Below are 22,948 nucleotides of genomic sequence, written 5' to 3'. Positions count from 1 at the left end.
AGGCCGCGATGCTGAACAAGCCCAAGACTGAGCAACGCGCCCGCGTCTTCCGGAATGGACGAAGCCGCGCGATCCGCATACCGAAGGAGTTCGAATTTGAAGGTGACGAGGTCACGATCCGCAAGGAAGCAGATGGAAGCTTGACTGTGATTCCGGACAGGCGCGAACGCTCTCCGAAGGAGATCATCGAGTGGTTGCGTCAGCAGCCCAAGCTGACAGAGGATGATTTCCCGGACATTGATGACAGCGACATGCTGCCTTTGGACGATATCAAGCTATGAGCGGCTACATGCTCGACAGCAATGTTCTCATCGATGTTGCGCGAGAGCCTGATGGCGTCGTCGGAAAGCGGTTCCAGACGATGACCAAAGGACACATGGGCATCAGTGTGATCGTGTCAAGCGAGATCAGGTACGGAATGAAGAAGCGACCCGACGCGCGCTCCAATCCGAGTATGGCCTATCTGTTGAGCAGCCTGCGCATTGATGAACTGGAGCCGGAAGTCGGCGACGTTTATGGAGATATTCGCGTTAAGGTCGAGCGGATCGGCAAGGGGCTGTCGCCAAACGATCTCTGGATCGCGGCTCATGCCATAGTCCGCGATGCGGTGCTTGTAACCAGCGACGCGGCCATACAGGAGGCTGACATCGCGGGATTGAAATTAGAGAACTGGCGAGACGATATCGCCGGGCAGGAACGGAACTAGAATGGGCAAGGTAACTGGTTTTCTCGAGATCGACCGGCAGGTGCACAAGTACCAGCCGGCCTCCGACCGCATCCGGCACTTCCGCGAGTTCACGCTGCCGATGTCGGACAAGGAGGTCGAGAAACAGGCCGCGCGCTGCATGGATTGCGGCGTGCCCTTCTGCCACGGCCCGACCGGCTGCCCGATCCACAACCAGATCCCGGACTGGAACGACCTCGTCTACGCCGGCGACTGGGAGAATGCGATCCGCAACCTGCACTCGACCAACAATTTCCCGGAATTCACGGGCCGCATCTGTCCCGCGCCGTGCGAGGAGGCCTGCACCCTCAACCTGGAGGACATCCCGGTCGCCATCAAGACGATCGAGCAGGCATTGGCCGACAAGGCCTACGAACTCGGCATGGTCCGGCCGCAGCCGCCTGAGAGCAAGACGGGCAAGCGCGTCGCCGTCGTCGGCTCCGGCCCGGCCGGCATGGCGGCCGCCCAGCAGCTGGCGCGTGTCGGCCACGACGTCCATGTCTACGAGCGCGAGTCGAAGCCGGGCGGGCTGATGCGCTTCGGCATCCCCGACTTCAAGATGGAGAAGCATTTCATCGACCGCCGCGTCGAGCAGATGCGCGGCGAGGGCGTCACCTTCCATTGCGGCGTCAACGTCGGCGTCGACAAGACCATCGACGAACTGCTCGCCGGCCATGACGCCGTGCTCTATTGCGGCGGCTCCGAGACGCCGCGCCCGGCGGGCATTCCGGGCGCCGATCTCGAGGGCGTGCATGATGCGATGCCTTATCTGGTGCAGCAGAACAAGCGCGTCGGCCACGAGGACATCCAGTCGGTCGCATGGCCGGCCGAGCCGATCCTCGCCGGCGGCAAGCATGTGGTTGTCGTGGGCGGCGGCGACACGGCGTCCGACTGCGTCGGCACGGCGTTCCGGCAGGGCGCGGTGCGGGTCACCCAGCTCGACATCCGTCCGCAGCCGCCGGAGAAGGAGAACAAGCTGACGGTCTGGCCCTACTGGGCGACCAAGATGCGCACCTCGTCTTCCCAGGCCGAGGGCGCGGAGCGGGAGTTCCAGGTGGCCACGCTGGAGTTCATCGGCGAGGACGGGGCGCTGACCGGCGTAAAATGCTGCGAGGTCGACGAGAAGCGGCAGCCTATCGCCGGCACGGAATTCGTCATCCGCGCAGATCTCGCCTTCATCGCCATCGGCTTCGCCGGTCCCTTTGCCGACAGCGTGCTCAAGGAACTGGACGGGCGGCTGCAACTCATCAAGGACATGCGGCGCTCGACCAATGTCGCCGCCAACGACCGGGACTACCGCACCAGCGTCGACCGCCTCTACGCCGCGGGCGATGTTCGACGCGGCCAGTCGCTGGTCGTGTGGGCGATCCGCGAAGGCCGGCAGGCCGCGCGCTCGATCGACGAGGCGCTGATGGGCGCGAGCGTCCTGCCGCTTTGACCCGGCGCCCTATTCCGCGGTGACGGGCATGACCCCCCGTCGGTCGGCCTGCGTCGACGCGGTGGCGGTGCCATCCCGCGCCGGCTGAGGCACGGCCGCCGCCTGTCCGCGCGGCCACGAGAAATCGTCCGCCCGTCCCGCTACCGTCGCGTCGTCCGCCGCGGCCGCCGGGCGCGCCGGCGTTTCCGGCCGGGACGAAGCGGTGGCGCCGAGCAGCTCGGTACCGCCGTCGAGCTCCGGATCGTTGAGCGCCATCGGCACGGTCCGGTCGGTCGGGATCATCGGTCCGGTCCCGCCGGGGGGCACTCCCTCCACGCCGGGTCCTGTCGGCGCACCCGCTCCCGCCTCGCCGAGAAGCCGCTTGAGCGGCTTTTCGGCATAGAAGGCGAGCTTGCGCTTGCCCGCCGCCGTGAAGTTGATGCCGTCGCCCGAGCGCAGCCGCACCGGCTGGCCGCTGATGTCGGCGCCGCTGGTGATGAAGCTGCCCTTTTCGTCGACGAAGCCTTCCCAGACGTCGATGAACTCGGCGCCGACATCCGCCGCGACCTTGCGGTAGATGTCGTTGAGTGCAAGCATGTCGGATGTTGCCTTGGGCGATTTGAAGGGTGTTGTGCCGACCCAGACGAACGGCACGTCCGTCGCCCAGATGGCACTGGCGAAGCTTGCGGCGCGCGCCGAGTATTCGCGCGTCCAGGCCTCCGACCGTAGCGTCTCGCGCCTGTCGCCGATCCGCATCTGCTGGCGGTCGTTGGCGCCGACCAGCGCAACCACGACGGCCGGCTTCTCGGTTGCCACGATGCCGGCCACGTTGCCCGGCCAGTCGAAATGATCTTCGCGGACGAAGCCGGATGCGCCGTTGGTGCGGTCGACGACACGAACCCGCGGGTTCTCCGCGAACAGCATGTCGAGCCCTTCGGCCAGCCCGCCTCCGATGAAGTCGCCTATGACGAGGACGACCTTGGCGTCCGGCGCCTTGGGATCGATGACGATCTCGGGCTCGACGACCCGCTTGATCGCCGTCTTGCGTTGCGGCGGCTTGGTGCGCGGCGTCGACGGTTTGCGCAGCCGCTCCCCCGGCTCGCGCCACTGGCGCGGCTCCATGCGCTGGGCGCGGCGGGGAAAGAACAGGTTACGGAGCGACCAGGGGCGCGCTTCCTGGGCGAGCGCCACCGGTGCCGACGCCGCGACGAAGCCGACGGCCAGCAGCCCCGCCACCGCGGCGGCGATGGCGAAGCCTGTCCAGACGAACCGTCTTCGCGGAGTCTCCCGCAATCCGCTCTCCGATCTATCTCTGGCGCAGCACCCGCAGCACTTCCATGCTGGGATGGCCGTCGGCCTCGAGCCCGGCCTGGACCTGGAACGCCTTGATGGCGCTGCGCGATCCCTCGCCGATCTTGCCGTCCGGCTTGCCGTCGTAATAGCCGTGCGCGCTGAGCCGCTGCTGCAGCTCCTGCTTCTCGCTGAAGGAGAGCTTGGTGAAGGGCCTGTTCCAGTCCTGCGCAAGCTGCCCGTAACCGGCGATCTGGTCGGCCAGCAGGCCGACGGCGATCGCGTATTTGTCGGCGTTGTTGTAGCGCTTGAGGACGAAGAAGTTGCGCGTCATCAGGAAGGCCGGGCCGCTCCTGCCGTCCGGCACCTTCAGCTCGGCCTTGTCGCCGCCGTTGCGGAAAGGCTTGCCGCTGGCGCGCGTGACGCCGAGGCTTTGCCATTTCGACAGGGTCACCGAGCCGCTCGGGAACTTCCGGCCGGCCGGCAGCGCCACCTCGTAGCCCCAGGTCCTGCCGGTCTGCCAGCCGTTCTTCCTCAGAAGGTTGGCAGCGGTGGCGAGCGCGTCGGGAACCGAGTTCCAGATGTCGCGATGGCCGTCGCCGTCCATATCGACGGCATAAGCCTGGTAGGAGGTCGGTATGAACTGCGTGTGGCCCATCGCGCCGGCCCAGGAGCCGGTCAGGTGGCTCTCGTCGATGTCGCCCGATTGCAGGATTTTCAGGGCGGCGATGAGCTGCGTGCGTGCGAACTTCGCCCGCCGCTTGTCGGCATAGGCGAGCGTCGACAGCGAGCGGACGACGTTGCGCATCACCTTGTCGTTCTTCAGGATCTCACCGTAGTTGGACTCCATCGACCAGATGGCCAGCAGGATGTGGCGGTCGACGCCGTAGCGGGCCTCGATCCTGTCGAGCCAGGGCTTCCACTTCTTCGCCATGGCGCGGCCGACCTGGACCGAGTGCTCATGCACGCGGTTGTCGAAATAGTCCCAGACCGGTGCGGTGAATTCCGGCTGGTAGCGTGCTTTCTCGATCACCTCCGGATCGGGAGCGGTGACGCCGCGGAAAGCCCGGTCATAGGTCGCCCTGGAGACGCCGCTTTCGGCCGCCGTGGCGCGGAAGCCCGCGACCCAGCGCTGAAAGCCGGCATCGGCGAAAGCCGGGCTCGCGGCGGCGAGAAGGGCGAGCGACAAGCCGGCGGCGGCCACCACGCTTGCAACGCGTCTTGCGGTCGTGCGAACGAGCATGTGTTCCTCCAATACGAACTCAGGGATACCCATTCATCACAGGAGGCGGTTAGCGATCAGTTTACCATAGGCCGGCCGGAACGAAAATTTCCGACGGAAGTTCTAAGCGACACCCCATGTTGTCTTTCGCCATGAACTAATCTTAAATTCCGGCATCAAGATGTCTCGTCGCTCCCTACGGGGGCGTCCCTAGAAACGGATCAAATTGCGGCATGAAGCGAGTCAGAAAAGCTGTTTTCCCGGTGGCCGGCCTCGGCACCCGATTTCTTCCCGCGACCAAATCGATTCCCAAGGAGATGCTCACCGTCGTTGACAGGCCAGTAATCCAGTATGTCGTGGACGAGGCGCGCGAGGCGGGCATCGAGCATTTCATTTTCGTCACGGGCCGTAACAAGGCCGTGATCGAGGACCATTTCGATCTCCAGTTCGAACTCTACGACACGCTGTCGCAGCGCGGGAAGACCGAGCAGCTCGACTATCTGAAGCGCCTGCAGCCGGGGCCCGGCCAGACCAGCTTCACGCGCCAGCAGGTGCCGCTCGGGCTCGGCCACGCGGTCTGGTGCGCGCGCGACCTGGTCGGCGACGAGCCCTTCGCGCTGCTTCTGCCCGACATGATCATGCAGTCGGAGAAGAGCTGCCTGAAGGGCATGGTGGAGCTCTACGGGAGCACCGGCAACAACATCGTCGCGGTCCAGGAATGCGACCCGGCCGAGGCCCACAAATACGGCATCGTCGGCAAGGGCAACGACGTCCATACGGGTTTCGAGATCACCGGCATGGTGGAGAAGCCGAAAGCGGGCACGGCGCCGTCCAACCTGTTCATCAACGGCCGCTACATCCTCCAGCCCGAGATATTCGGGGTGCTGGAGAATCAGGAGCGGGGCGCCGGCAACGAGATCCAGCTCACCGACGCCATGCTGAAGCTGGAGAAGCGTCAGCCCTTCTTCGGCTACCATTATCGCGGCGGCACCTATGACTGCGGCTCGCCGGAGGGTTTCGTCGAGGCCAACATCGCCTTCGCGCTCGCCCGCCCGGACATGCGGGCCGGCGTGCTCGCCATGCTCGACCGGCTGATCGCCGACCTCGATCCGTCCGGCCGTAAGCAGGCCGCGGAGTAGACCGGCCGAACCGCGAGGCCCCGGAATCAGCGTTGCAGCTTGACGCCGAGGAAGACGCTGTTGGCCTCGTAGCCGCGGCCCTCGATCGTGCTCGTCTGGCTTTCGTGGCGCAGGCGCCCGGTCAGGCCGGCATAGCGGTTCAGCCACCAGGTGGCGCCGAGCTGCGCATTGAACAGGATGTCGTGGTCGTCGCTGCCCGAATAGTCGCGATAGCTGGCGCCGACCTCGGCGCTCGCCGTCAGGTTGGAGCGGACCTGCCGCTCGACGATGATCTTGCCGGAGTGCAGCAGCGATCCGCTCTCGCCGGCGGTCGTCGTGCCTTCCACCGTGGTGGAGGCCGAGAGGTCGACCCGGGTGGCGCGCTCCGGCTCCCAGGTCAGCAGGGCGTTGAGGGTCGGGCCCTCGATCGGCGTCAGGCGGTCGTCTTCGAATTTTTCCCGGATCCAGCCGGCGGACAGCTCGCCGTTCAGCTTCTCGCTGAGGTTCACCTCGACGCCGCCACGCGCCCCGAACCGGTCGGAGGAGCGGCGGAAGCCGCTGCTGTCGACGTCCTCATCGTAGAACCGGTGGCCGCCCTCCACTTCGACGAACGGCGTCAGCGCCGGCGAGATCTCGTAGCCGCCGCGCAGCGTCAGCGTCGCCAGGGTGGCGTTGCGGTCGTCCTGCGACAGGGTGGTGCCGTCAGACAGGTCGGCCTCGCCATATACGTCGCGCTCGACGCGGCCGGTGATGCCGAAGCGTGCCTTGCCGACGTCCTTCTCCAGGCCGAGGCTGCCGCCGAAAGTCTGCCGGATCGGGTCTTCGACCGTGCCTTCGATGACCACGGGCGAGGCGGCGGTCTCCGGCGCGCGCTCGTAGGTCAGCGTGGCCCGGCCGCGCAGCTCCTCGTTGATGTCGAGGTCGAGCGCGGCGACGCCGCCGGCCCGCGTCTCGCTGATCTCGTAGCCGGACAGCGTTTCGCGGAACGTCGCATAGGCGTCGAGCGTGGCGAAATGGCGCGTCCAGTCCGAGATGGCGTTGAGGCGCAGCGTCGTTTCGGAAAGGACCGCCTCCTGCCCGTCGACGCTGTAGTCGGCGTTGGAGGTCGTGGTTATGCCCTGCTCGAGGGAAGGCCGCAGCACGAAGGTGCCGACCCTGATCCCCAGTGGAGCGAACGGGTTGTCCTCCGGCTTCAGCGGATCGAGGTCCTCGATCGCCTCGAGGCGGCCGGCACCCTCCGGCACGCTGATCCGCTCGGCCGGTCCGATCGCCTCGGTGCGGATGGTGCCCGTGGTCGTGTCGTCCTGCCCATCCCGGCCGATCGGCTCCTGTGCCGTCGCGCGCTCCGCCGGTTCGCTGGTCCGCGACGCCGCCGCCTTGCGGTCGCGTGCTGTGGAAGGCGGCCTGGCCCTGGGGATAGGCAGATCCTCGGTGAAGGCGCCGCGCTGCTCCTGCGGCTGGCCGAACAGGCTGGTGGTGCCGTCGGCATTCACCACGGCGGGATCGTCCGGAACGGCGCCCTCGCTGGCCGGCACGTAGACCGGAGCTTGTTGGGCATCCTGGCCGGGGTTCGGCGGCTGTCCAGGCTGCTGCCCCGGCTGCTGGGCACCCGCGTTGCCCTCCGGCCGCATGGCGCCGCGCAGCCCGCCGGCCTCCTGGCCGGCCGCCGGCAGCGCCATCGCCAGGCCGCAGGCGAGCAGCAGGCCGAATGTCGCGGCGCGCAGGCTGGACGGTATCTGTGTGCGAACCCGCGGCATGAATACCCAATGCTTCGGCAGCGCCAGCGCGCCATGCTTACCGAACCGTAAATCGGGATGGTTAACGTTGGGTTGAGGGTGCGCCGGATTGACGTCGATGCGTCTTCCCGATGGACAGCGGCGCGTCAAAGCGCTAAGCGCATCAACCATGCCTTTGGGGACACTTAAGAAGCAGTCGGACCATTCATCTGCCATCGCCTCGGCGCTCAGGACCGTCGCGATGGAGCAGGCCGGCGTGAACGCGCTGGCGGAAGCCCTGCAGAATGGCCTGTCGCAGCCCTTCGCCGAAGCGGTCGACATCATTTCCGGCATCAACGGCCGGGTGATCGTCACCGGCGTCGGCAAGAGCGGCCATATCGGCTCGAAGATCGCGGCGACGCTCGCCTCGACCGGAACGCCGGCCTTCTTCGTCCATCCGGCGGAGGCCAATCACGGCGATCTCGGCATGATCGCGCGCGACGACGCCATCATCGCCATGTCCTGGTCGGGCGAGACGGCCGAGCTCAAGGGGATCATCGCCTACTCCCGCCGCTTCTCCATCCCGCTGATTTCGGTGACGTCGGGTGCCAATTCGGCGCTGGCGCGCGCCTCCGACGCGGTGATCCTGCTGCCCAGGATGCCGGAAGCCTGCCCGCACGGGCTGGCGCCGACGACCTCGACGCTACAGCAACTGGTGATCGGCGACGCGCTCGCGATCGCGCTGCTGGAGATGCGCGGCTTCACGCCGGATCATTTCCGTACCTTCCATCCCGGCGGGCAGCTCGGCGCCAGCCTGACGAAGATCCGCGACGTCATGCACCAGGGAACCGAAATTCCCATGGTCGCGGCCGGCACCAGCATGATGGACGCGATCGTCGCCATGTCCAGCAAGCGCTTCGGCTGCGCGGTCATCGTCGACCCGGCGGGAGGCCTTGCGGGCATCATCACCGACGGCGACCTGCGGCGCCGCATCGGCGAGGACCTGCCGTCGAAGACCGTCGACCAGGTGATGACGCGCAATCCGAAGACGGTGGGGCCCGACATGCTCGCCGCCGCCGCGCTGCAGCTCATCCAGACGGCGTCGATCACGGCGCTGGTCGTGATCGAGGACGACAAGGTGGTCGGCTTCGTCCACCTGCACGACCTCTTGAAGATCGGCGCCGCCTGAGCGGACGGCGAGGCTTCGCGCCTCCGCCCGGCGACGGTCGCGGGCGGCAGCCGGGTAACGGCGATCACACCGCGACCACCACCAGCTCCAGGTCGTCGACGGACACCACCTTCACCCGCGCTCCGGCCGGCAGGTCGGGACCCCTCACGCGCCACAGCGTGTCGCCGAGCTGGATGCGGCCGTAACCCTCGCGGATCGGTTCGGTCAGCGTCGCGGTCCGGCCGACCAGCTGTTCGCCGCGGCGGTTGAGCAGCGGCTGGTCGCTCTCGGCCTCGCGGCCGGCCATGATGCGGCGCCCGGCATAGGCGGCGGCGAGCGACAGCGCCAGGAAGACCAGCACCTGCACCTGCCAGTGCCAGAAGGCGGCGTCGCCCAGCACCAGCGAGATCGCGCCGACGACGAGCGCGGCGAGGCCGATCCACAGCAGGTAGAAACCGGGCGTGACGATCTCGATCGCCAGCAGCAGCAGGCCGAGCACCATCCAGTTCCAGGGGCCGAGCTCGGTGATGAGCCACTCGATCATCGGAAAACTCCGTCAGCTCTGCTCCGGCGTCCTGGTCACCGGTGGCCGCGCCGGTGAACGCGGCGCCGCAGCCGGCCCGTCGGCGCCGAAGACATCGCGCGTGATCGCGCCGATGCCGCCCAGCGTGCCGATCAGCGAGGAGGCCTCGAGCGGCATCAGCACGATCTTGCTGTTGCCGGCCGACGCGATCTTGGCCAATGCGTCCGTGTATTTCTGCGCGACGAAATAGTTGATCGCCTGGACGTCGCCCTTGGCGATCGCCTCCGACACGACCTGGGTGGCGCGGGCCTCGGCCTCGGCCGCGCGCTCGCGCGCCTCGGCGTCGCGGAAGGCGGCTTCCTTGCGGCCCTCGGCCTCCAGCACCTGTGCCTGCTTCAGGCCCTCGGCCTCGAGGATCTGGGCGCGCTTGTTGCGCTCGGCCATCATCTGCCGGGCCATGGAATCGACCAGGTTGGCCGGCGGGTTGATGTCCTTGATCTCGACGCGCGTGACCTTGATGCCCCAAACATGCGCCGCCTCGTCGACGATGCGCAGCAGCCGCTCGTTGATCTGGTCGCGGTTCGACAGCAGCTCGTCGAGGTCCATCGAGCCCATGACCGAGCGGATGTTGGTCATGGTCAGGTTCAGGATGGCATTCTGCAGATTGGAGACCTGATAGGCGGCCTGCGCGGCGTTGAGCACCTGGTAGAAGGCGACGGCGTCCACCGCCACAGTGGCGTTGTCGCGGGTGATGACCTCCTGGGTCGGCACGTCGAGCACCTGCTCCATGACGTTCAACCTGGCGCCGATGCGGTCGATGAACGGGATGATCAGGTTGAGGCCGGGCGTCAGCGTCCTGGTATAGCGGCCGAAGCGCTCGACGGTGTAGTTGTAGCCTTGGCTCACCGTCTTGATGCCCATGAACAGGACAAGCAAGACCAGGATGACCAGGGCCGGGATGACGATGTCGAAGCCGGTGAACGTCATGCATTCCCCCTCGCGCTGCGTGACAGACCTGCGGTGGTCCGCAGAATTCCCGCGAATCACTTTCGTTTCGCGGACTATACAATCACGCGCATGCCGACGCGCCGATGAAGGTTCGTGCGTGGGCGATTGCGATCAGAGCCAGCCGGACAGTTCGCGGCGCACCAGCGCCTCGATCACCCGCATCCCGTCCGGACTGTCGTTGAGGCAGGGGATGTGGGCGAAATTCCGGCCGCCGGCATGGCGGAATATCTCCCGCGCCTCCACCGCGATCTCCTCCAGCGTCTCGATGCAGTCGGCCGAAAAGCCGGGATTGACCACGGCGATCGACCTGACGCTGTCGCGCGCCAGCTTCTCCACAGTCTTGTCGGTGTAGGGCTGCAGCCATTCCTGCGCGCCGAAACGCGACTGGAAGGTGGTCACCAGTCTCTCCGCGCTCCAGTCCAGGCGCTGGCGGAGCAGCCGGGTGGTCTCTTCGCAATGCTGCCGGTAGGGATCGCCCTTGTCGGAATAGGGTTTCGGGATGCCGTGATAGGAGGCGAGCACCACCTCCGGCTGGAAATCCAGCGTGGCCAGATGCGACTCGATCGAGCGGGCCAGCGCGTCGATATAGACCGGCTCGGCATAGTAGGGGGGTACGGTGCGAACCGCCGGCGCATGCCGCATGGTCGCCAGCGCGGCGAACAGCTTGTCGTTGGCGGTCGCCGTGGTCGTCGCCGAATATTGCGGATAGAGCGGCAAGGCGAGGATGCGCTCGCAGCCCTGGGCGGCGAGCCGCCCGGCCACGCTCCTGATCGACGGGCTGCCGTAGCGCATCGCCCAGTCGACGACGATCTCCGGCTCGCCGGCAAGGATGTCCGCCAGCTTCTCGCCCTGGGCGCGGGTGATGGTGCGCAGCGGCGATTCGTTCTTCTCGCGGTTCCAGATCTTTGCGTAATTCGCGCCGGACCTGCTTGGCCGCGTCGTGAGCACGAGCCCGTAGAGGATCGGATACCAGATGATGCGCGGCAGTTCGATGACACGCGGATCGGACAGGAACTCCCTGAGATAGCGCCACATCGAGCCGAAGTCGGTGCCATCCGGCGTGCCGAGATTGACCAGCAGCACGCCGATCTTCGAGCGTGGCGCCGTCGGCCCTGCCTCAGGCGTGACGCTCCGGTCGGTGGGCTTCGGTTCGTTCATTTCGGCTGGTCTCCGCGACAGCCGTTACCTAGCCGGAAACCAGCGGGATTCAATGCAGCGTCTGGCCGCATGCGCGCGGCCCATCGCCAATGGTGGCCGATCGGATCGGACCGGCCGCCATTCGAGCCGTCGCGCCGCCTCAGTTGGCCGGCGGGATGGTCAGCGTCGCGCCGATCGGCAGAGCGCGCGGCTTGTAGGGATTGGCATCGCCGATCCGCTTCCACTGGAAGCCGTCGCCATAGACCTTTTCGGCGATGTCCCAGTAGTTGTCGCCGGCCGCCACGACATGCGAGGCCTCCGCCGGCGCGGCGGGCGCCTGCGCCGCGGTGCCTGCCGGCGCGGGCTCGGTCGTCGCCGGCGCGGCCGGGGCTCGCGTGGCGGCCTCGGCCGGTGCTGCCGTTCCCGCCGGAGCGGTCTCGGCTGCCGCCGGCTGGGTCGTCTGCGCGGGCACCGTGCCCTCCGCGGCCGGTGCCGGCTGCGCCGGCGTGTCGACCTTGGGCGCCTGCGCGGCGATGTCGCCGGAGCCGGCCGGGAGTTCTGGCATCTTCACCTCGCCGGCCGGAGCCGTAGCGGCAGGTGCGGTTTCGGCCGGCGCGGGCTGTTGAGCCTGGGCCGTTTCGGCCGGCGCGGCCGGTTCGGCGGCCTGCGCCAACTCGGTGATGCGGCCGTCGAGCTTCGGCGTGTAGGGCCGGTTGGCGCCGAGATAGTCGGCGACGACGAGTTCGAGGCTCGGGCCGTAGTCGTAGGCGTTCTTGCCGTTGTCGGCGAACAGCTTGTAGCCGTCGCCGCCCTGGCGGACATAGTTGTTGGTGGCGATCAGGTATTCCTTCGCCTCGTCGATCGGCACCCAGGCGCCGTTCTCCATCACCTCGACCGACTTCACGCGGCCGCCATTCGGCGCCACCGACTTGTCGAAGGAATATTTCAGCCCGGCCACCTGCGGGAACTTGCCCTTGCCTTCCTCGATCTCGCTCAGGCCCGCCTCGAGCGAGGCGACGACGTCCTTGCCGGAAAGCTGGAAGGTCGCGACCGTGTTCTGGAAGGGCAGCACCTCGAGCACCTCGCCCATGGTGACGACGCCCCCGTCGATCGAGGCGCGCAGGCCGCCGCCGTTCTGGAAGACGATCTGCACGCCCTGGTCCTTCACCCGGTCGAGTATGGCGTCGGCGACGAGGTTGCCCATCTCGCATTCGCGCGCCCGGCAGCTCTCGCGGCTGCCGTCGATCGGCCCGGTCGTCTCCGAAACCTCCTTCTTCTTCAACTCCTCGATCGGCGCGCCGAGTTCCGCGATGCGGGCCAGCACCGCCTCGTCCGGCTTCACCGAATTGTCGAGGAAGATCGGGTCGCCCTTGGCCTCCTTGACGACGCCGTTGTCGTCGAACACCACCTGGAACTTGCCGAGATATTTCGAGTAGGAGGCCGCCTGCGTCACCGGCACCTTGTAGCCGTCCGGATTGTCGATCATCGTCGGGTAGGGGCCCTCGGCCTTGGCGTCGGTGTTCGACAGCAGCGAATGCGAGTGGCCGCCCACCACCACGTCGACCCCCGGGATCTTGGCGATCAGCTCCTTGTCGCGGGGATAGCCGACATGGGTGAGCGCGATGATCTTGTTGACGCCCTCGGCCTTCAGCCTCTCGACCTCGGCGGTGATGGTCTTGATGTCGTCCTCGATGGTGATGTTCGGGCCGGGGGAGGCCACTTCGGGGGTGTCGTTGGTCACCGCCCCGACGATGCCGATCTTCTGCCCGCCGACGTCGAGCACCACCGACGGCTTGATCCGGTCGCCCACCTTGGCGGCGGCGCTCGCCTGCACGTTGGCCGACAGCACGGGGAACTTGATCACGTCGAGGAACGGCGCCAATGCGTCCTCGCCGTCGTCGAATTCGTGGTTGCCGACGGTCATGGCGTCGAACTTCATCTGGTTCAGGAACTCGGCTTCGACCGCGCCCTTGTAGGTGGTGTAGAACAGCGATCCCTGGAAATTGTCACCGCCGTTGAGCAGCAGCACGTTCTGGCCGTTCAGCTGCGCGCGCTGGTCGGCGATCGCCGTCACCAGGCGGGCGGCGCCGCCGATGCACTCGCCCTTGCCTTCCTCCTCGGCCGAGCAGGTCGATTCGTATTTGTTGTTCGATTCGATGCGGCTGTGCCAGTCGTTGATATGCAGGATGGTGAGCGTGTAGTCGGCAAAGGATACGCCGGCCGACAGGCCGAGCGTCGATGCCGACAGGGCGGCAAGGGCGGCAAGCTTCTTCATCTGTTTCTCCCCGGGTGAGCCATGCCACGCGCCTCTAGCGCGTCGTCTTGACTGTTATCTGACACGGCCGGTCCCCGCATGTTTTCATCGGCGCCGGGCCGATGCAAGCGGAATCGGGTGCAGGAAAGATGCCTGCCATCAGGCTCACTTCTCGTAGTCGCGCTCATCGGCAATCACCTTGCCGTCATTGGGCAGAGCGCCCGGCTCCACGATCGTCACGCCGCCGCCCAGGCGGGTGACGTCGCGCAGCACGGTGCCTATGGCGGCGGCATCGACAACCGCCCCCGGTTTCGGCTCGACCTGCAGCGTCATGACGTCCGCCGCTCCGTCGCGGCTTACCACCAGCCGTGCCCTGGCGATGTCCGGAAACCGGCGGGCCACCTCGGCAACCTGTGCCGGATCGACGAACATGCCCTTGACCTTGGTGCGCTGGTCGGCGCGGCCCATCCAGCCGCGGATGCGCATGTTGGTGCGGCCGCAGGGCGAGGGGCCGGAAAGCACCGCCGACAGGTCGCCGGTGCCGAGGCGGACCAGCGGATAGGCGGGATTGAAGCCGGTCACCACCACCTCGCCGACCTCGCCGTCGGCCAGGGGCTCTCCGGTGCCAGGCCGCACGATCTCGACGACGACGTGCTCGTTGACCAGCATGCCCGGATTGGGCGTGCCGTCCGGCGCCGCCGTCTCGTAGGCGATGACGCCGAACTCCGCCGTCGCGTAGCACTGCATCACCGCGATGCCACGCGACAGATACTCGGCGCGCAGCGACGGGAACAGCGCGCCGCCGCTCACCAACGCACGCTTGAACGAGGAAAGGTCCTTGCCCGTCTCGGCGGCGCGGTCGAGCAGGGTCTTCAGGAAATCGGGCGTGCCGCAATAGACGGACGGCCTCAGCGCGGCCGCGGCCTCGACCTGCATGTCGGTGTTGCCGACACCGGCCGGGAAGATGGTGCAGCCGAGCGTGCGGGCGCCGGCGTCGAGCAGGAAGCCGCCCGGCGTCATGTGATGGCTGAAGGCATTGTGGACGACGTCGCCGGCGCGCACGCCGGCCGCGAAGAAGGCGCGGGCGGTTGCGCGGGCCGCCTCGCCGCTGTCGTCCTCCGGCTCCCACAGCGGCCCCGGCGACTGGAACACCCGCCTGCCGGCGAGCGCGCCGAGGTCGGCGAAACCGCCGAAGGGCGGTGTCTCGGCCTGCATCGCCATCAGCTCGGATTTGCGCAGCACCGGCAGCTTCGCCAGCGCCGCGCGGTCGGTGACGGTGGAGAGGTCGATGCCGGCCAGCCGGGCGGCCAATGCCGGCGCGGCCCTTGTCGCTTTGTCGAGAAAGGACGGCAGTGCGCCGAAGAGCGCCGCCTCGCGGTCCGACGGTGTGCGCGTCTCCAGCGTGTCGAAATGATCGGTCATGGCCGCTTCCTCCGGTCGGCCTGTTATCGCAATACCCTGATCCACCGCGCAAGGTTGACGAGCGCGATCAGCGCCCCGGCGAGATAGGTGAAGGCGGCGGCGCGCAGCACGCTCTTCACCGCCGGCATGTCGCCGTCGTCGACGTAGCGGCCCTCCCGCAGGATCGGCAGCGCCTTTGAAAAACTGGCGTCGAACTCGACCGGCAGGGTGACGAGATCGACGACGACGCGGATCGCCATCAGCGCGATGCCGATCGCGGCCACCGCGAAAAAGGCCACCGGCGTGCGGGCGAGGCCGGCGAGCACGGGGGCGGCGATGAAGAAGACGACGGCCAGTCTGTCGGTGCGCATGGCGAAGGCGGCGAGGCGCTGGCGCAGGGCCAGCCAGCGGTCGCCGCGGGCGTGCTGGATGGCGTGGCCGACCTCGTGCGCGGCGATGGCGACGGCGGACAGCGACTGGCCGTCATGGTGCCGGGCCAGCAGCCGCACCGTCCTCGTGTCCGGGTCGTAATGATCGCCCCGATCGGTCGTCTCGACCTTCACGTCCTCGAGACCGAAGCGGTCGAGCAGATGGCGGGCAAGCTCGCCGCCGGTCCCCTGCAGGTCCGGGCGGTCTTCGGCATGCCGCTGTATGGTGAGGCGGACCCATAGCTGCGGAAGGAGGATGATCGCGGCAATGGCGGCGAAGAGGAAGACCATCGCCGCGATGCCTTTTCAGGGCTTGCCTATGGCGTCAAGCCGTGCCGGCGGAGCGGCGGGTCAGCACGAAGTTCTGGCCGGTCGAGCTGGTGCAGTTGAGCTGATTCGGCGACACCTGGGCGCAGTTGACGTTGGTGGTGGTATTGCGGATCAGCGACACGACGGTGATCTCGACCACGTTGCCGTTGATCCTGTAGCTGCCGTCGGCGAGCTTGTTGCCGGTATCGAGCGCGTTGGTGGTGAACACCCCGCCCGAGAAGCGGGATACCGCCACTCCGTCGGTGCTGACCCAGTCGCCCTCGACGCCGCGCATCGCCGAGGAGTTGGGGCCGGAGGGGCCGCCGCTGACGCAGCCGGAAATGCCGGCCGCCAGGATTGCAACCGCCGTTGCGCTGAGCAGCTTGCGTGCTTGGATCATCGTAAGTCCTCTCCTAAAGCATGTCTCCCGAAAGAGTCCGCGGTTCCGGGGCAAAGACGTGCGCAGATCAAGAACCCTAGGCATGTCGCGTGAAGGCCTTCTTCCGCGACATGCCGTGGGGTCCGCGCGAAAAAGCAATCGCCCGATTTCCGGGCGATTGCAAGGCTTTGCCGTTGCGGCAGAAAGCGCCGGTCAGCGGACCAGTATGTTGCGGAACTGCCAGGGGTCCGCCGTGTCGATGTCTTCCGGGAACAGGCCCGGTCTGTCGTCGAGTGGCGTCCAGTCGGTATAGTAGCCTTTGACCGGGCCGAGATAGGGCCGCTGCACTTCGAGGCAGCGGTGGTAGTCCATCTCGTCGGCCTCGACGATGCCGGCTTGCGGGTTTTCCAGCGCCCAGACCATGCCGGCCAGCACGGCGGAACTCACCTGCAGGCCGGTGGCGTTCTGGTATGGCGCCAGCTTGCGTGCTTCCTCGAGCGTCAGCTGCGAGCCGTACCAGTAGGCGTTTTTCTTGTGACCGTAGAGCAGCACGCCGAGCTCGTCCGAGCCGTCGACCAGCTCGTTCTCGTCGAGCACATGGTGCACCGGCTGCGACTTGCCGGCAGCGCCGAACATCTCGTGCAGCGACAGCACGGCGTCGTTGCAGGGATGATAGGCGTAATGACAGGTCGGGCGGTAGGAGACCTCGCCCTTCTTGTCGACCACGGTGAAAAAGTCGGAGATCGAAATCGCCTCGTTGTGGGTGACCAGGAAGCCGTATTGCGGGCCGGGCGTCGGGCACCAGGTGCGCACGCGCGTGTTGGCGCCGGGCTGCTCGATGTAGATGGCGGCCTTGCTGCCCTTCTTGTGCTCCTTGGCGTTCTTGGGCATCCACTTCTCATGGCTGCCCCAGCCGAGTTCGGCGGGCTGCAGGCCTTCCGAGATGAAACCCTCGACCGACCAGGTGTTCCAGAACACGTTCATCGGCTTCGGCTTCTTGGTGCGCTGGGTGTCGCGCTCGGCGATGTGGATGCCCTTCACGCCGGCCTTTTTCATCAGTTTTGCCCAGCCTTCGCGGTCATGCTGCTCGGGCTCGTCGAAATCGATGCCCAGATCCCTGGCGAGGTCGACGAGCGCCTGCTTGACGAACCACGAGACCATGCCGGGATTGGCGCCGCAGGTGGAGACCGCGGTGGGGCCGCCCGGGTGCTTGCGGCGTTCCGCCAGCAGCGTCTCACGCAGGGCATAGTTGGTGCGGTCGGCATTGCTCGCCTTGGCGTCGAAATAGAAGCCCAGCCACGGCTCGATGACGGTGTCGACATAAAGCGCGCCGAGCTTGCGGCACAGATGCATCAGCTCGACCGAGCCGGTGTCGACCGACAGGTTGACGCAGAAACCCTGGCCGCCGCCCCTGGTCAGCAGCGGGGTCAGCAGGTCCTTGTAATTGTCCTTGGTGACCGCCTCCTTCACGAAGGCGATGCCGCGCTCGTCGAGGAGCTTGCGGTTCTCCTCGCTGGGGTCGATCACCACCATGCGCGACTTGTCGAATTTGAAATGGCGCTCGATGAGGGGCAGGGTGCCGCGGCCGATCGAGCCGAAGCCGATCATCACGACGGGGCCGGTGATCTCACCGTGAACAGGCCATTTGTCTTTCGCCATTTTATGCTGGTCCCTCCATTTGAACCGTGGGTTGACGCCCGAAAAGCGGGCGATCCCTCTCGCTCCCATAGAATGGCGTCACAATAAAGCGAAATCTCCCGTTTCCGGCCGTGCCAGGGCTGGGCGGGCGGTCTTCAATAGTAGCGGACGATGTAAGGCCGCACCTGCCGCGTGCCGCCGTCGCCCATGTCCGGCTGCCGTTCGAAACCCTTGTCCGGCCACGGATTGGTGCCGTCGCGCAGCCACATCAGCGTGTCCAGCCAGAAACCCGAGGCGTGGCGGTCGTGGAACAGGCCGAAATGGCCGACCGCATCCATGCCGAGATCGGCCGGCGTCAGCATTGCCTCGCATTTGGCGGCATTGCGGTAGTAGTCGAGAGCGCGGCGGACGGCGCGCGGCGTGGCAAAATCGTCGTCCGAGACCGTCACCGCCAGGATCGGCGCGGTCACGGCGGCGAAACGGCGAAGGATTTTCCGCCGCTCGGCGCGCGGATGGCTGCGTTCCATGCGGGCGCCGCGAAAGCTCCACTCGTCGGCGACGCCCGCCGGCAGGTCCTCCAGCCAGCCGAGCCGCTTTCCGGGAAAGTAGCCGCAGAGCGCCGTGATCAGCGGCATCGCGACATGCCATTTCAGGAACAGCCGGGTCCGGTGCCGGGGCGCGTAGTCCGGCCAGTAGGCATATTGCGCGCCGACCGTGAGCATGCGGTCGATCGCCGGCGCGCTTTCGGCGAGGCCGGGCAGGAAACCGCCGATGCTGTGGCCGACGACGAGCAGCGGCGCTTCGCCGGCCCGCGCCCTGGCGAGGCGAAGCACGGCTTCGAAATCCTTTTCGCCCCAGTCGCGCCAGCGGTAGCCGCAGCCGCGCAGGTCGGCGGGCCGCGACTCGCCGATGCCGCGATAGTCGTAGGTCCAGACGTTGAAGCCGTGGGCGGCGAGGAAGGCGGCGTAACGGCCGTAGTAGCGGGCGAGCACGCCGGTCGCCGGGTTGACGATGACGGTGCCGCCGCATTCGCCGCCCGCGGCTTTCCAGAAATGACCGCCCAGCATCACGCCGTCGCAACAGGGAATGGCGACAGGTCGGGGGGAGGGGGTCCGATGCAGCATGGAAGGCTCCTTTCGGTCGCCGCCAGCCTATGTCCGCGCCGCGATTGATTACACTCACTAGTCGGTATACATAGGCGCATGACTTCAGCCGAGCCCTCCACCCGCGACCGCATCGTCAACGCGGCGTCCGACCTGTTCTACGGAGAGGGCATCCGCGCCGTCAGCGTCGACGCGGTGGCCGAAAAGGCCGGCGTCACAAAACGCACGCTGTATTATCACTTCGCCAGCAAGGACGACCTGATCGCCGCCTATCTGCGGCAGCGCGAGCAGCCGAACCTCGCGCGCTTCCGGCGCTGGTACGCCGAGGCCGAGGGCAGCGCCGCCGAGAAGACCCGCGCCGTCTTCCGCAACCTGGCGCGCGCGGCGGGCCGTCCGAGCTGGAAAGGCTGCGCCTTCCTGCGCACCTCGGCGGAGCTCGCCAACATGCCGGGACATCCGGCGATCCGGATCGGCGTCGCCCACAAGAAGGATTTCGAGAGCTGGTTCGCGGCGATGTTCGCGGCTGAAGGTCTCGATGACGCCGCGCAGCTCGCCCGCCAGGTGGTTATCCTGCTCGACGGCGCCTTCGCGGTCGTGCTGCTCAACCGCGACCCCGCCTACATGGACGCAGCCGGGGACGCCGCCTTCTCGCTGGTGAGCGGCGCGCTGGCCCGGCGATAGGCTGGCGTTTCAGGTGGCGGCGATGATCTGCAACTGCTCCGTCAGCCGGTCGCGGTCGGCGGTCAGCCCCTTGTAGTCGAGCTGCGCCTCGTCGAGCGCGTCGAGCTGTGCGGCGAAGGATCTTGCCAGCACCGCGCGCTCGGGATGGCGCGCGAGCAGCGCCAGCGGATCGAGATGGATGCGGATGGTGAAGAGGATGTCGCCGGATACCGGCAGTTTCCGCAGAGTCTGGCGCTCGACCCGGATGAAGGCGCGGGCCGCGGCTTCGGGGTCGGGAAACCGCGACGGGCGGTTGGTGGCGCGGTCGATGCGCGCGACGCTCGACAGCGGGTGATAGAGGTCGTCGCCCGCCTGGATCGACCAGTTGAAACGCTGGGCGCCCTGGCCTTGCAGATTGTCGAACATGCGGGCGATCAGCTCGGCCATGCGCGTGCCCGGCCCGAAGGCCGGCACCGGCGCGTGGATCTCGTGCAGCGGCTTGCCGAACTTTTCCCTGAGCGACCACGAGGACGGAAAGCACAGCGCCCCGGCGGCCAGCCGCCAGCCGGCCTCGCCCCTGCGCATGAGGATGAGATCCTCCTGCACCAGCAGCGACGCGGCGCGCAAGGGCGGCATCGCCTTGATCGCGTCGGTCGACAAGGCGGGATGGCCGGCGATCTCGATGCCGCGGCAGTGCTGCCGGTAGCGTTCGGGGAAACGCGCCGTCAGATGCTCGCGCAGCAGCGCCAGCACCTCGCTCTGGCCGTCCTCGCTGCCGGCCTCGGCGACGAACACATCGCTCTCCCGCTCGGCATAGAGCCGCCGCTTCTCGCGCAGCTGCCGGTCGAAGGTCGCGTCGATCTCGATCCAGTCGGCGAGCTCGAGCGGCTTCAGCCCGATGGTGAACGGCTTCGACGAGCCGTCATAGGGGGTGTGGGTGGGGAGCGCGGTCATCCGATCCATTTCGAAGGCCGCTCGCGGCTCGTGTGAAAGACACGCAGGACTTCCACCGTCTCGCCCCGGACGCGGTATGGAATCACGTAGGGCAGGCCGGGCACGGAATGTTCGCGGATCCTGGATTGCGGGATGGGACGGCCGATCTCCGGCCGCAAGGTGATAAGAACCAGCGATTTCTTGATCCGCGCCGCCACGGCGTCGGCTGCCGCTTCATTGTCTGCGCCGATGTAAGCGTGAATTCCGGCCAAGTCCCGGACCGCTCGCGGAAGGACTTTGAGCTTCACTTGCGGCCGTCAGGAAATATATCGGGCTCGGGTGGCGGCAGCTCGTTTTCCGTGCCCCAGGATTCCAGCCACTTGATGACCGCTTCGCCCGAGACGAACACGCCTTCATCGGCCTCCCGCTCGGCTTCCTCGATCGCCGCGAGATAGGCACGCCGTTCGGCGAGATGCGCCTCGACCGCCTCCTTGACGACGAAGGCAGTGGAGCGCTGGGTGGCGCGCGCGTATTCCTCCAATTCCTTCTTGGTCTCGGAGGGCAGGCGTACCGAAAAAGTCTCGCTCGCAGCCATTTTTTCTCCCGAACACAGGTGAACTCAGGCGAACACAGTGTAAGACAGCACGCCCGAGCCGTCAAATCGTAATGTTCAGAAATCGGCCGCGGAATCCTCGGACAGTCGGGCCGCAATCAACCCGCGCAACGAATTGCCGACGAACAGCCGTTTCGCCCGCATCAGGTCGGCCGGCGTCAGCTCCGCCTCCCGCGCCTCGCCTGTATCCAGCAGTTCGCCGCGCAACACGCCCGGCAGCAGCCCGCAGGACAGCGGCGATGTGCGCAGCGGGCCGCCGTCGCCCAAATCGGCGAAAAGGTTGGTGATCGTGCCCTCGCAGGCAAACCCGTTCTCGTTGAGCAGGATCACCTCGTCCGCCTCGTCCGGGGAAAACTCGGCGCGTGCCCGCTGGAAGACATCGCGCCGCGTCGTCTTGTGGCGCAGCAGAGGATCGCCGGAACCCAGCCTCGTGGCGGCGATCCGCAGCGTCCAGACGGCGTTTTCGGGCCGCGGAACGAACGGCTGCGCGGTCACTTCGGCGGCACCTTCGCGCGAAAGCAGCAGCCGCACCCGCAGCGGCGCGCCGCCGCCGACACCGGCCAGCGCCCGGTCGATCCGCGCCGGCTCATAGCCGAAGCCGAGTTCGGCCGCCGAGCGGCTGAGCCGCGCCAGATGCCGTTCCAGCCGGACGAATCCGGCCGCCGGTTCCCAGCGCAGGGTCTCGATCAGTCCGAAGCCGGGACCGTTCCCGTCGCGAAGCGGGCCTTCAACAGGCATTCCTGATACTCCGACAAGGCCGTGGAATCGAACACCACGCCGCCGCCGACATTGTAGACGGCCTCGCCGCCGGGAAAGAGCGTGATGGTGCGGATCGCCACCGAGAAGCGCATCGGCCCGCCCGGCGCGATCCAGCCGATCGCCCCGCAATAGACGTCGCGCGGCGTGCCTTCCAGCTCGTGCAGGATCTCCATCGCCCGGATTTTCGGCGCGCCGGTGATCGAGCCGCAGGGGAACAGCGCGGCGAAGACGTCGCGGATGGTGCGGCCGGGCAGCAGTTTTGCGCGCACATGGCTGACCATGGTGTGGAGCGTCGGATAGGTCTCGACCTTGAACAGCTCCGGCACGTCGAGCGTGCCGACCTCGCTCACCAGCGAGATGTCGTTGCGCAGGAGGTCGACGATCATGCGGTTTTCCGCCTGGTTCTTCGGATCGTTGCGCAGATAGTCCTTCAGCCGAATATCCTCGGCCTCGCTGGCGCCGCGGCGCGCCGTGCCCTTCATCGGGTGCGTCTCGATCCAGCCGTCGCGGCCGATCTCGAAGAACAGCTCCGGCGAGCGCGACAGCACCACCGGTCCGCCGAGATCGACCAGCGCGCCGTATTTCACCGGCTGGCGCGCCGTCAGCGCGTCGAAGGCGGCGAGCGGCTCGCCGCTCCATTCGGCGCGGACCGGGAAGGTCAGATTGCCCTGGTAGCAGTCGCCGGCGCGCAGATGGCCGTGCAGCCGCTCGAACCGGCGCCGGTAGTCGTCGAAGGACCAGGCGGCGCGCGCGTCGAAGATCGGCCCGTTGGTCGGGCGGGGCGCCCCGGCCGGCACCGGGGCGTCGGAAGGCGCGTCGAAGACGCCGAGAAGGACGAGCGGCACGCGCCGTCCGTCGGGCAGGCGGGGCGCAAGCTTCGGCTCCAGCAGATAGCCGGCTTCATAGGAAAAATAGCCGGCCAGCCATTTGCCGCCGCGCCGCGCGGCCTCTGCGTTGGCCAGTGCGGCTTCGAAGCTCTCCGCATCGTCGGCCGAGATGATGTCGCGCGGCCGCTCGAACAGCACGCCGCGGCCGGCAAGATCGTCGCGGAAGAGGGCGAAGGGAGAGGTGGTCATTTCTATGCCCGGGCGCGCTCCTTCGCACCCCCCTCTGTCCTGCCGGACATCTCCCCCGCAAGGGGGGAGATCG

Annotated in this window: 23 protein-coding genes; 6 read left to right on the top strand and 17 right to left on the bottom strand. The window is 67.3% G+C overall.

Annotated elements, in window-relative coordinates; translation table 11 throughout:
- Nucleotides 1-8: 8 nt before the first annotated feature.
- Genes AC5JDC_RS06805 through AC5JDC_RS06795 form a run of 3 tightly spaced genes read left to right on the top strand, consistent with a single transcriptional unit; the run spans nucleotide 9 to nucleotide 2,162 of the window.
- Nucleotides 9-281 (top strand): antitoxin, encoded by a 273-nt coding sequence (locus AC5JDC_RS06805; RefSeq protein WP_106771467.1) that lies wholly within the window; start codon nucleotides 9-11, stop codon nucleotides 279-281.
- Nucleotides 278-706 carry a PIN domain-containing protein gene (locus tag AC5JDC_RS06800; RefSeq protein ID WP_495840288.1) on the top strand — a complete coding sequence of 143 codons (429 nt, stop codon included), beginning with the start codon at nucleotides 278-280 and terminating at the stop codon, nucleotides 704-706. Before AC5JDC_RS06805 ends, AC5JDC_RS06800 begins: the two co-directional genes overlap by 4 nt.
- Nucleotide 707: 1 nt before the next feature.
- Nucleotides 708-2,162, top strand: a complete 1,455-nt coding sequence (locus tag AC5JDC_RS06795) for a glutamate synthase subunit beta (RefSeq protein ID WP_495840286.1) — start codon at nucleotides 708-710, stop codon at nucleotides 2,160-2,162.
- Nucleotides 2,163-2,171: 9 nt separating this feature from the next.
- On the opposite strand, the gene AC5JDC_RS06790 is transcribed toward AC5JDC_RS06795, so the two are convergent.
- Both AC5JDC_RS06790 and AC5JDC_RS06785 read right to left on the bottom strand, forming a co-directional pair.
- The gene (locus AC5JDC_RS06790; protein ID WP_495840284.1) at nucleotides 2,172-3,434 is read right to left on the bottom strand and encodes an SGNH/GDSL hydrolase family protein; all 1,263 of its coding nucleotides are present in this window, start codon (nucleotides 3,432-3,434) and stop codon (nucleotides 2,172-2,174) included.
- Nucleotides 3,435-3,447: 13 nt separating this feature from the next.
- Nucleotides 3,448-4,674, bottom strand: a complete 1,227-nt coding sequence (locus AC5JDC_RS06785; RefSeq protein WP_106771463.1) for a lytic murein transglycosylase — start codon at nucleotides 4,672-4,674, stop codon at nucleotides 3,448-3,450.
- Nucleotides 4,675-4,886: 212 nt separating this feature from the next.
- Between AC5JDC_RS06785 and galU the strand changes: the two genes are divergently transcribed.
- Nucleotides 4,887-5,792 (top strand): UTP--glucose-1-phosphate uridylyltransferase GalU, encoded by a 906-nt coding sequence (galU, locus tag AC5JDC_RS06780; RefSeq protein ID WP_106771462.1) that lies wholly within the window; start codon nucleotides 4,887-4,889, stop codon nucleotides 5,790-5,792.
- Between the two features lie 26 nt (nucleotides 5,793-5,818).
- Here the strand turns inward: galU and AC5JDC_RS06775 are convergent, their stop codons facing one another.
- Complete coding sequence (locus tag AC5JDC_RS06775) at nucleotides 5,819-7,528, bottom strand: outer membrane beta-barrel protein (protein WP_495840281.1); 1,710 nt, start codon at nucleotides 7,526-7,528, stop codon at nucleotides 5,819-5,821.
- A 148-nt stretch (nucleotides 7,529-7,676) separates the two neighbouring features.
- On the opposite strand from AC5JDC_RS06775, the gene AC5JDC_RS06770 reads away from it, so the two are divergent.
- Nucleotides 7,677-8,675: a KpsF/GutQ family sugar-phosphate isomerase gene (locus tag AC5JDC_RS06770; RefSeq protein ID WP_495840279.1), complete on the top strand. Its 999-nt coding sequence runs from the start codon at nucleotides 7,677-7,679 to the stop codon at nucleotides 8,673-8,675.
- Between the two features lie 64 nt (nucleotides 8,676-8,739).
- Here the strand turns inward: AC5JDC_RS06770 and AC5JDC_RS06765 are convergent, their stop codons facing one another.
- The 9 genes from AC5JDC_RS06765 to AC5JDC_RS06725 form a co-directional block, all read right to left on the bottom strand.
- Nucleotides 8,740-9,198, bottom strand: coding sequence for an NfeD family protein (locus AC5JDC_RS06765; protein ID WP_495840277.1), 459 nt, complete (start codon nucleotides 9,196-9,198; stop codon nucleotides 8,740-8,742).
- 12 nt (nucleotides 9,199-9,210) lie between these two features.
- Nucleotides 9,211-10,164 (bottom strand): SPFH domain-containing protein, encoded by a 954-nt coding sequence (locus tag AC5JDC_RS06760; RefSeq protein ID WP_495840275.1) that lies wholly within the window; start codon nucleotides 10,162-10,164, stop codon nucleotides 9,211-9,213.
- Nucleotides 10,165-10,296: 132 nt separating this feature from the next.
- Nucleotides 10,297-11,343, bottom strand: a complete 1,047-nt coding sequence (gene hemH / locus AC5JDC_RS06755) for a ferrochelatase (RefSeq protein ID WP_495840273.1) — start codon at nucleotides 11,341-11,343, stop codon at nucleotides 10,297-10,299.
- Between the two features lie 139 nt (nucleotides 11,344-11,482).
- Entirely contained in the window at nucleotides 11,483-13,597 is a 2,115-nt protein-coding gene (locus AC5JDC_RS06750) for a 5'-nucleotidase C-terminal domain-containing protein (protein ID WP_495840271.1), read from the bottom strand.
- A 144-nt stretch (nucleotides 13,598-13,741) separates the two neighbouring features.
- Nucleotides 13,742-14,998: a phenylacetate--CoA ligase family protein gene (locus AC5JDC_RS06745; RefSeq protein WP_495840269.1), complete on the bottom strand. Its 1,257-nt coding sequence runs from the start codon at nucleotides 14,996-14,998 to the stop codon at nucleotides 13,742-13,744.
- A gap of 23 nt (nucleotides 14,999-15,021) precedes the next feature.
- The gene (locus tag AC5JDC_RS06740) at nucleotides 15,022-15,696 is read right to left on the bottom strand and encodes a zinc metallopeptidase (protein ID WP_495840267.1); all 675 of its coding nucleotides are present in this window, start codon (nucleotides 15,694-15,696) and stop codon (nucleotides 15,022-15,024) included.
- A gap of 34 nt (nucleotides 15,697-15,730) precedes the next feature.
- On the bottom strand, nucleotides 15,731-16,114 hold the full coding sequence (omp10, locus tag AC5JDC_RS06735; protein ID WP_106771453.1) for an outer membrane lipoprotein Omp10: 384 nt from the start codon (nucleotides 16,112-16,114) through the stop codon (nucleotides 15,731-15,733).
- 192 nt (nucleotides 16,115-16,306) lie between these two features.
- Nucleotides 16,307-17,752: a homospermidine synthase gene (locus AC5JDC_RS06730; protein ID WP_495840265.1), complete on the bottom strand. Its 1,446-nt coding sequence runs from the start codon at nucleotides 17,750-17,752 to the stop codon at nucleotides 16,307-16,309.
- A gap of 134 nt (nucleotides 17,753-17,886) precedes the next feature.
- A complete protein-coding gene (locus AC5JDC_RS06725; protein WP_495840263.1) occupies nucleotides 17,887-18,855 on the bottom strand; it encodes an alpha/beta hydrolase family protein in 969 nt (322 codons plus the stop codon).
- A gap of 78 nt (nucleotides 18,856-18,933) precedes the next feature.
- Here AC5JDC_RS06725 and AC5JDC_RS06720 point away from each other — a divergent pair, with 78 nt between their 5' ends.
- The gene (locus tag AC5JDC_RS06720) at nucleotides 18,934-19,515 is read left to right on the top strand and encodes a TetR/AcrR family transcriptional regulator (RefSeq protein WP_495840261.1); all 582 of its coding nucleotides are present in this window, start codon (nucleotides 18,934-18,936) and stop codon (nucleotides 19,513-19,515) included.
- A 9-nt stretch (nucleotides 19,516-19,524) separates the two neighbouring features.
- Here AC5JDC_RS06720 and AC5JDC_RS06715 read toward each other — a convergent pair whose 3' ends face one another.
- From AC5JDC_RS06715 to AC5JDC_RS06695, 5 genes are all read right to left on the bottom strand, one after another.
- Complete coding sequence (locus AC5JDC_RS06715; protein WP_495840259.1) at nucleotides 19,525-20,448, bottom strand: heme-dependent oxidative N-demethylase family protein; 924 nt, start codon at nucleotides 20,446-20,448, stop codon at nucleotides 19,525-19,527.
- Entirely contained in the window at nucleotides 20,445-20,735 is a 291-nt protein-coding gene (locus AC5JDC_RS06710; RefSeq protein ID WP_495840257.1) for a type II toxin-antitoxin system RelE/ParE family toxin, read from the bottom strand. The genes AC5JDC_RS06715 and AC5JDC_RS06710 overlap by 4 nt, the downstream gene beginning before the upstream one ends.
- On the bottom strand, nucleotides 20,732-21,022 hold the full coding sequence (locus tag AC5JDC_RS06705; RefSeq protein WP_106771447.1) for a ribbon-helix-helix domain-containing protein: 291 nt from the start codon (nucleotides 21,020-21,022) through the stop codon (nucleotides 20,732-20,734). Before AC5JDC_RS06705 ends, AC5JDC_RS06710 begins: the two co-directional genes overlap by 4 nt.
- Nucleotides 21,023-21,097: 75 nt before the next feature.
- Nucleotides 21,098-21,778 (bottom strand): aminotransferase class IV family protein, encoded by a 681-nt coding sequence (locus AC5JDC_RS06700; RefSeq protein ID WP_495840254.1) that lies wholly within the window; start codon nucleotides 21,776-21,778, stop codon nucleotides 21,098-21,100.
- The gene (locus AC5JDC_RS06695) at nucleotides 21,727-22,875 is read right to left on the bottom strand and encodes an aminodeoxychorismate synthase component I (protein ID WP_495840252.1); all 1,149 of its coding nucleotides are present in this window, start codon (nucleotides 22,873-22,875) and stop codon (nucleotides 21,727-21,729) included. Before AC5JDC_RS06695 ends, AC5JDC_RS06700 begins: the two co-directional genes overlap by 52 nt.
- Nucleotides 22,876-22,948 lie beyond the last annotated feature (73 nt).

It is taken from the genome of Kumtagia sp. (genome assembly GCF_059502445.1).
The sequence above is the reverse complement of the archived record's forward strand: the minus strand, read 5'-3'. Positions and strand labels throughout refer to the sequence as shown.

Bases quoted from the DNA above. Each gene is read 5' to 3' on its own strand.
- AC5JDC_RS06715 (WP_495840259.1), bottom strand. From the start codon at position 20,448: ATGACCGCGCTCCCCACCCACACCCCCTATGACGGCTCGTCGAAGCCG.
- AC5JDC_RS06745 (WP_495840269.1), bottom strand. From the start codon at position 14,998: ATGACCGATCATTTCGACACGCTGGAGACGCGCACACCGTCGGACCGC.
- galU (WP_106771462.1), top strand. From the start codon at position 4,887: ATGAAGCGAGTCAGAAAAGCTGTTTTCCCGGTGGCCGGCCTCGGCACC.
- AC5JDC_RS06720 (WP_495840261.1), top strand. From the start codon at position 18,934: ATGACTTCAGCCGAGCCCTCCACCCGCGACCGCATCGTCAACGCGGCG.
- AC5JDC_RS06765 (WP_495840277.1), bottom strand. From the start codon at position 9,198: ATGATCGAGTGGCTCATCACCGAGCTCGGCCCCTGGAACTGGATGGTG.
- AC5JDC_RS06705 (WP_106771447.1), bottom strand. From the start codon at position 21,022: ATGGCTGCGAGCGAGACTTTTTCGGTACGCCTGCCCTCCGAGACCAAG.
- AC5JDC_RS06800 (WP_495840288.1), top strand. From the start codon at position 278: ATGAGCGGCTACATGCTCGACAGCAATGTTCTCATCGATGTTGCGCGA.
- AC5JDC_RS06805 (WP_106771467.1), top strand. From the start codon at position 9: ATGCTGAACAAGCCCAAGACTGAGCAACGCGCCCGCGTCTTCCGGAAT.
- AC5JDC_RS06760 (WP_495840275.1), bottom strand. From the start codon at position 10,164: ATGACGTTCACCGGCTTCGACATCGTCATCCCGGCCCTGGTCATCCTG.
- AC5JDC_RS06775 (WP_495840281.1), bottom strand. From the start codon at position 7,528: ATGCCGCGGGTTCGCACACAGATACCGTCCAGCCTGCGCGCCGCGACA.
- omp10 (WP_106771453.1), bottom strand. From the start codon at position 16,114: ATGATCCAAGCACGCAAGCTGCTCAGCGCAACGGCGGTTGCAATCCTG.
- hemH (WP_495840273.1), bottom strand. From the start codon at position 11,343: ATGAACGAACCGAAGCCCACCGACCGGAGCGTCACGCCTGAGGCAGGG.
- AC5JDC_RS06750 (WP_495840271.1), bottom strand. From the start codon at position 13,597: ATGAAGAAGCTTGCCGCCCTTGCCGCCCTGTCGGCATCGACGCTCGGC.
- AC5JDC_RS06785 (WP_106771463.1), bottom strand. From the start codon at position 4,674: ATGCTCGTTCGCACGACCGCAAGACGCGTTGCAAGCGTGGTGGCCGCC.
- AC5JDC_RS06795 (WP_495840286.1), top strand. From the start codon at position 708: ATGGGCAAGGTAACTGGTTTTCTCGAGATCGACCGGCAGGTGCACAAG.
- AC5JDC_RS06695 (WP_495840252.1), bottom strand. From the start codon at position 22,875: ATGACCACCTCTCCCTTCGCCCTCTTCCGCGACGATCTTGCCGGCCGC.
- AC5JDC_RS06725 (WP_495840263.1), bottom strand. From the start codon at position 18,855: ATGCTGCATCGGACCCCCTCCCCCCGACCTGTCGCCATTCCCTGTTGC.
- AC5JDC_RS06740 (WP_495840267.1), bottom strand. From the start codon at position 15,696: ATGGTCTTCCTCTTCGCCGCCATTGCCGCGATCATCCTCCTTCCGCAG.
- AC5JDC_RS06770 (WP_495840279.1), top strand. From the start codon at position 7,677: ATGCCTTTGGGGACACTTAAGAAGCAGTCGGACCATTCATCTGCCATC.
- AC5JDC_RS06730 (WP_495840265.1), bottom strand. From the start codon at position 17,752: ATGGCGAAAGACAAATGGCCTGTTCACGGTGAGATCACCGGCCCCGTC.
- AC5JDC_RS06700 (WP_495840254.1), bottom strand. From the start codon at position 21,778: ATGCCTGTTGAAGGCCCGCTTCGCGACGGGAACGGTCCCGGCTTCGGA.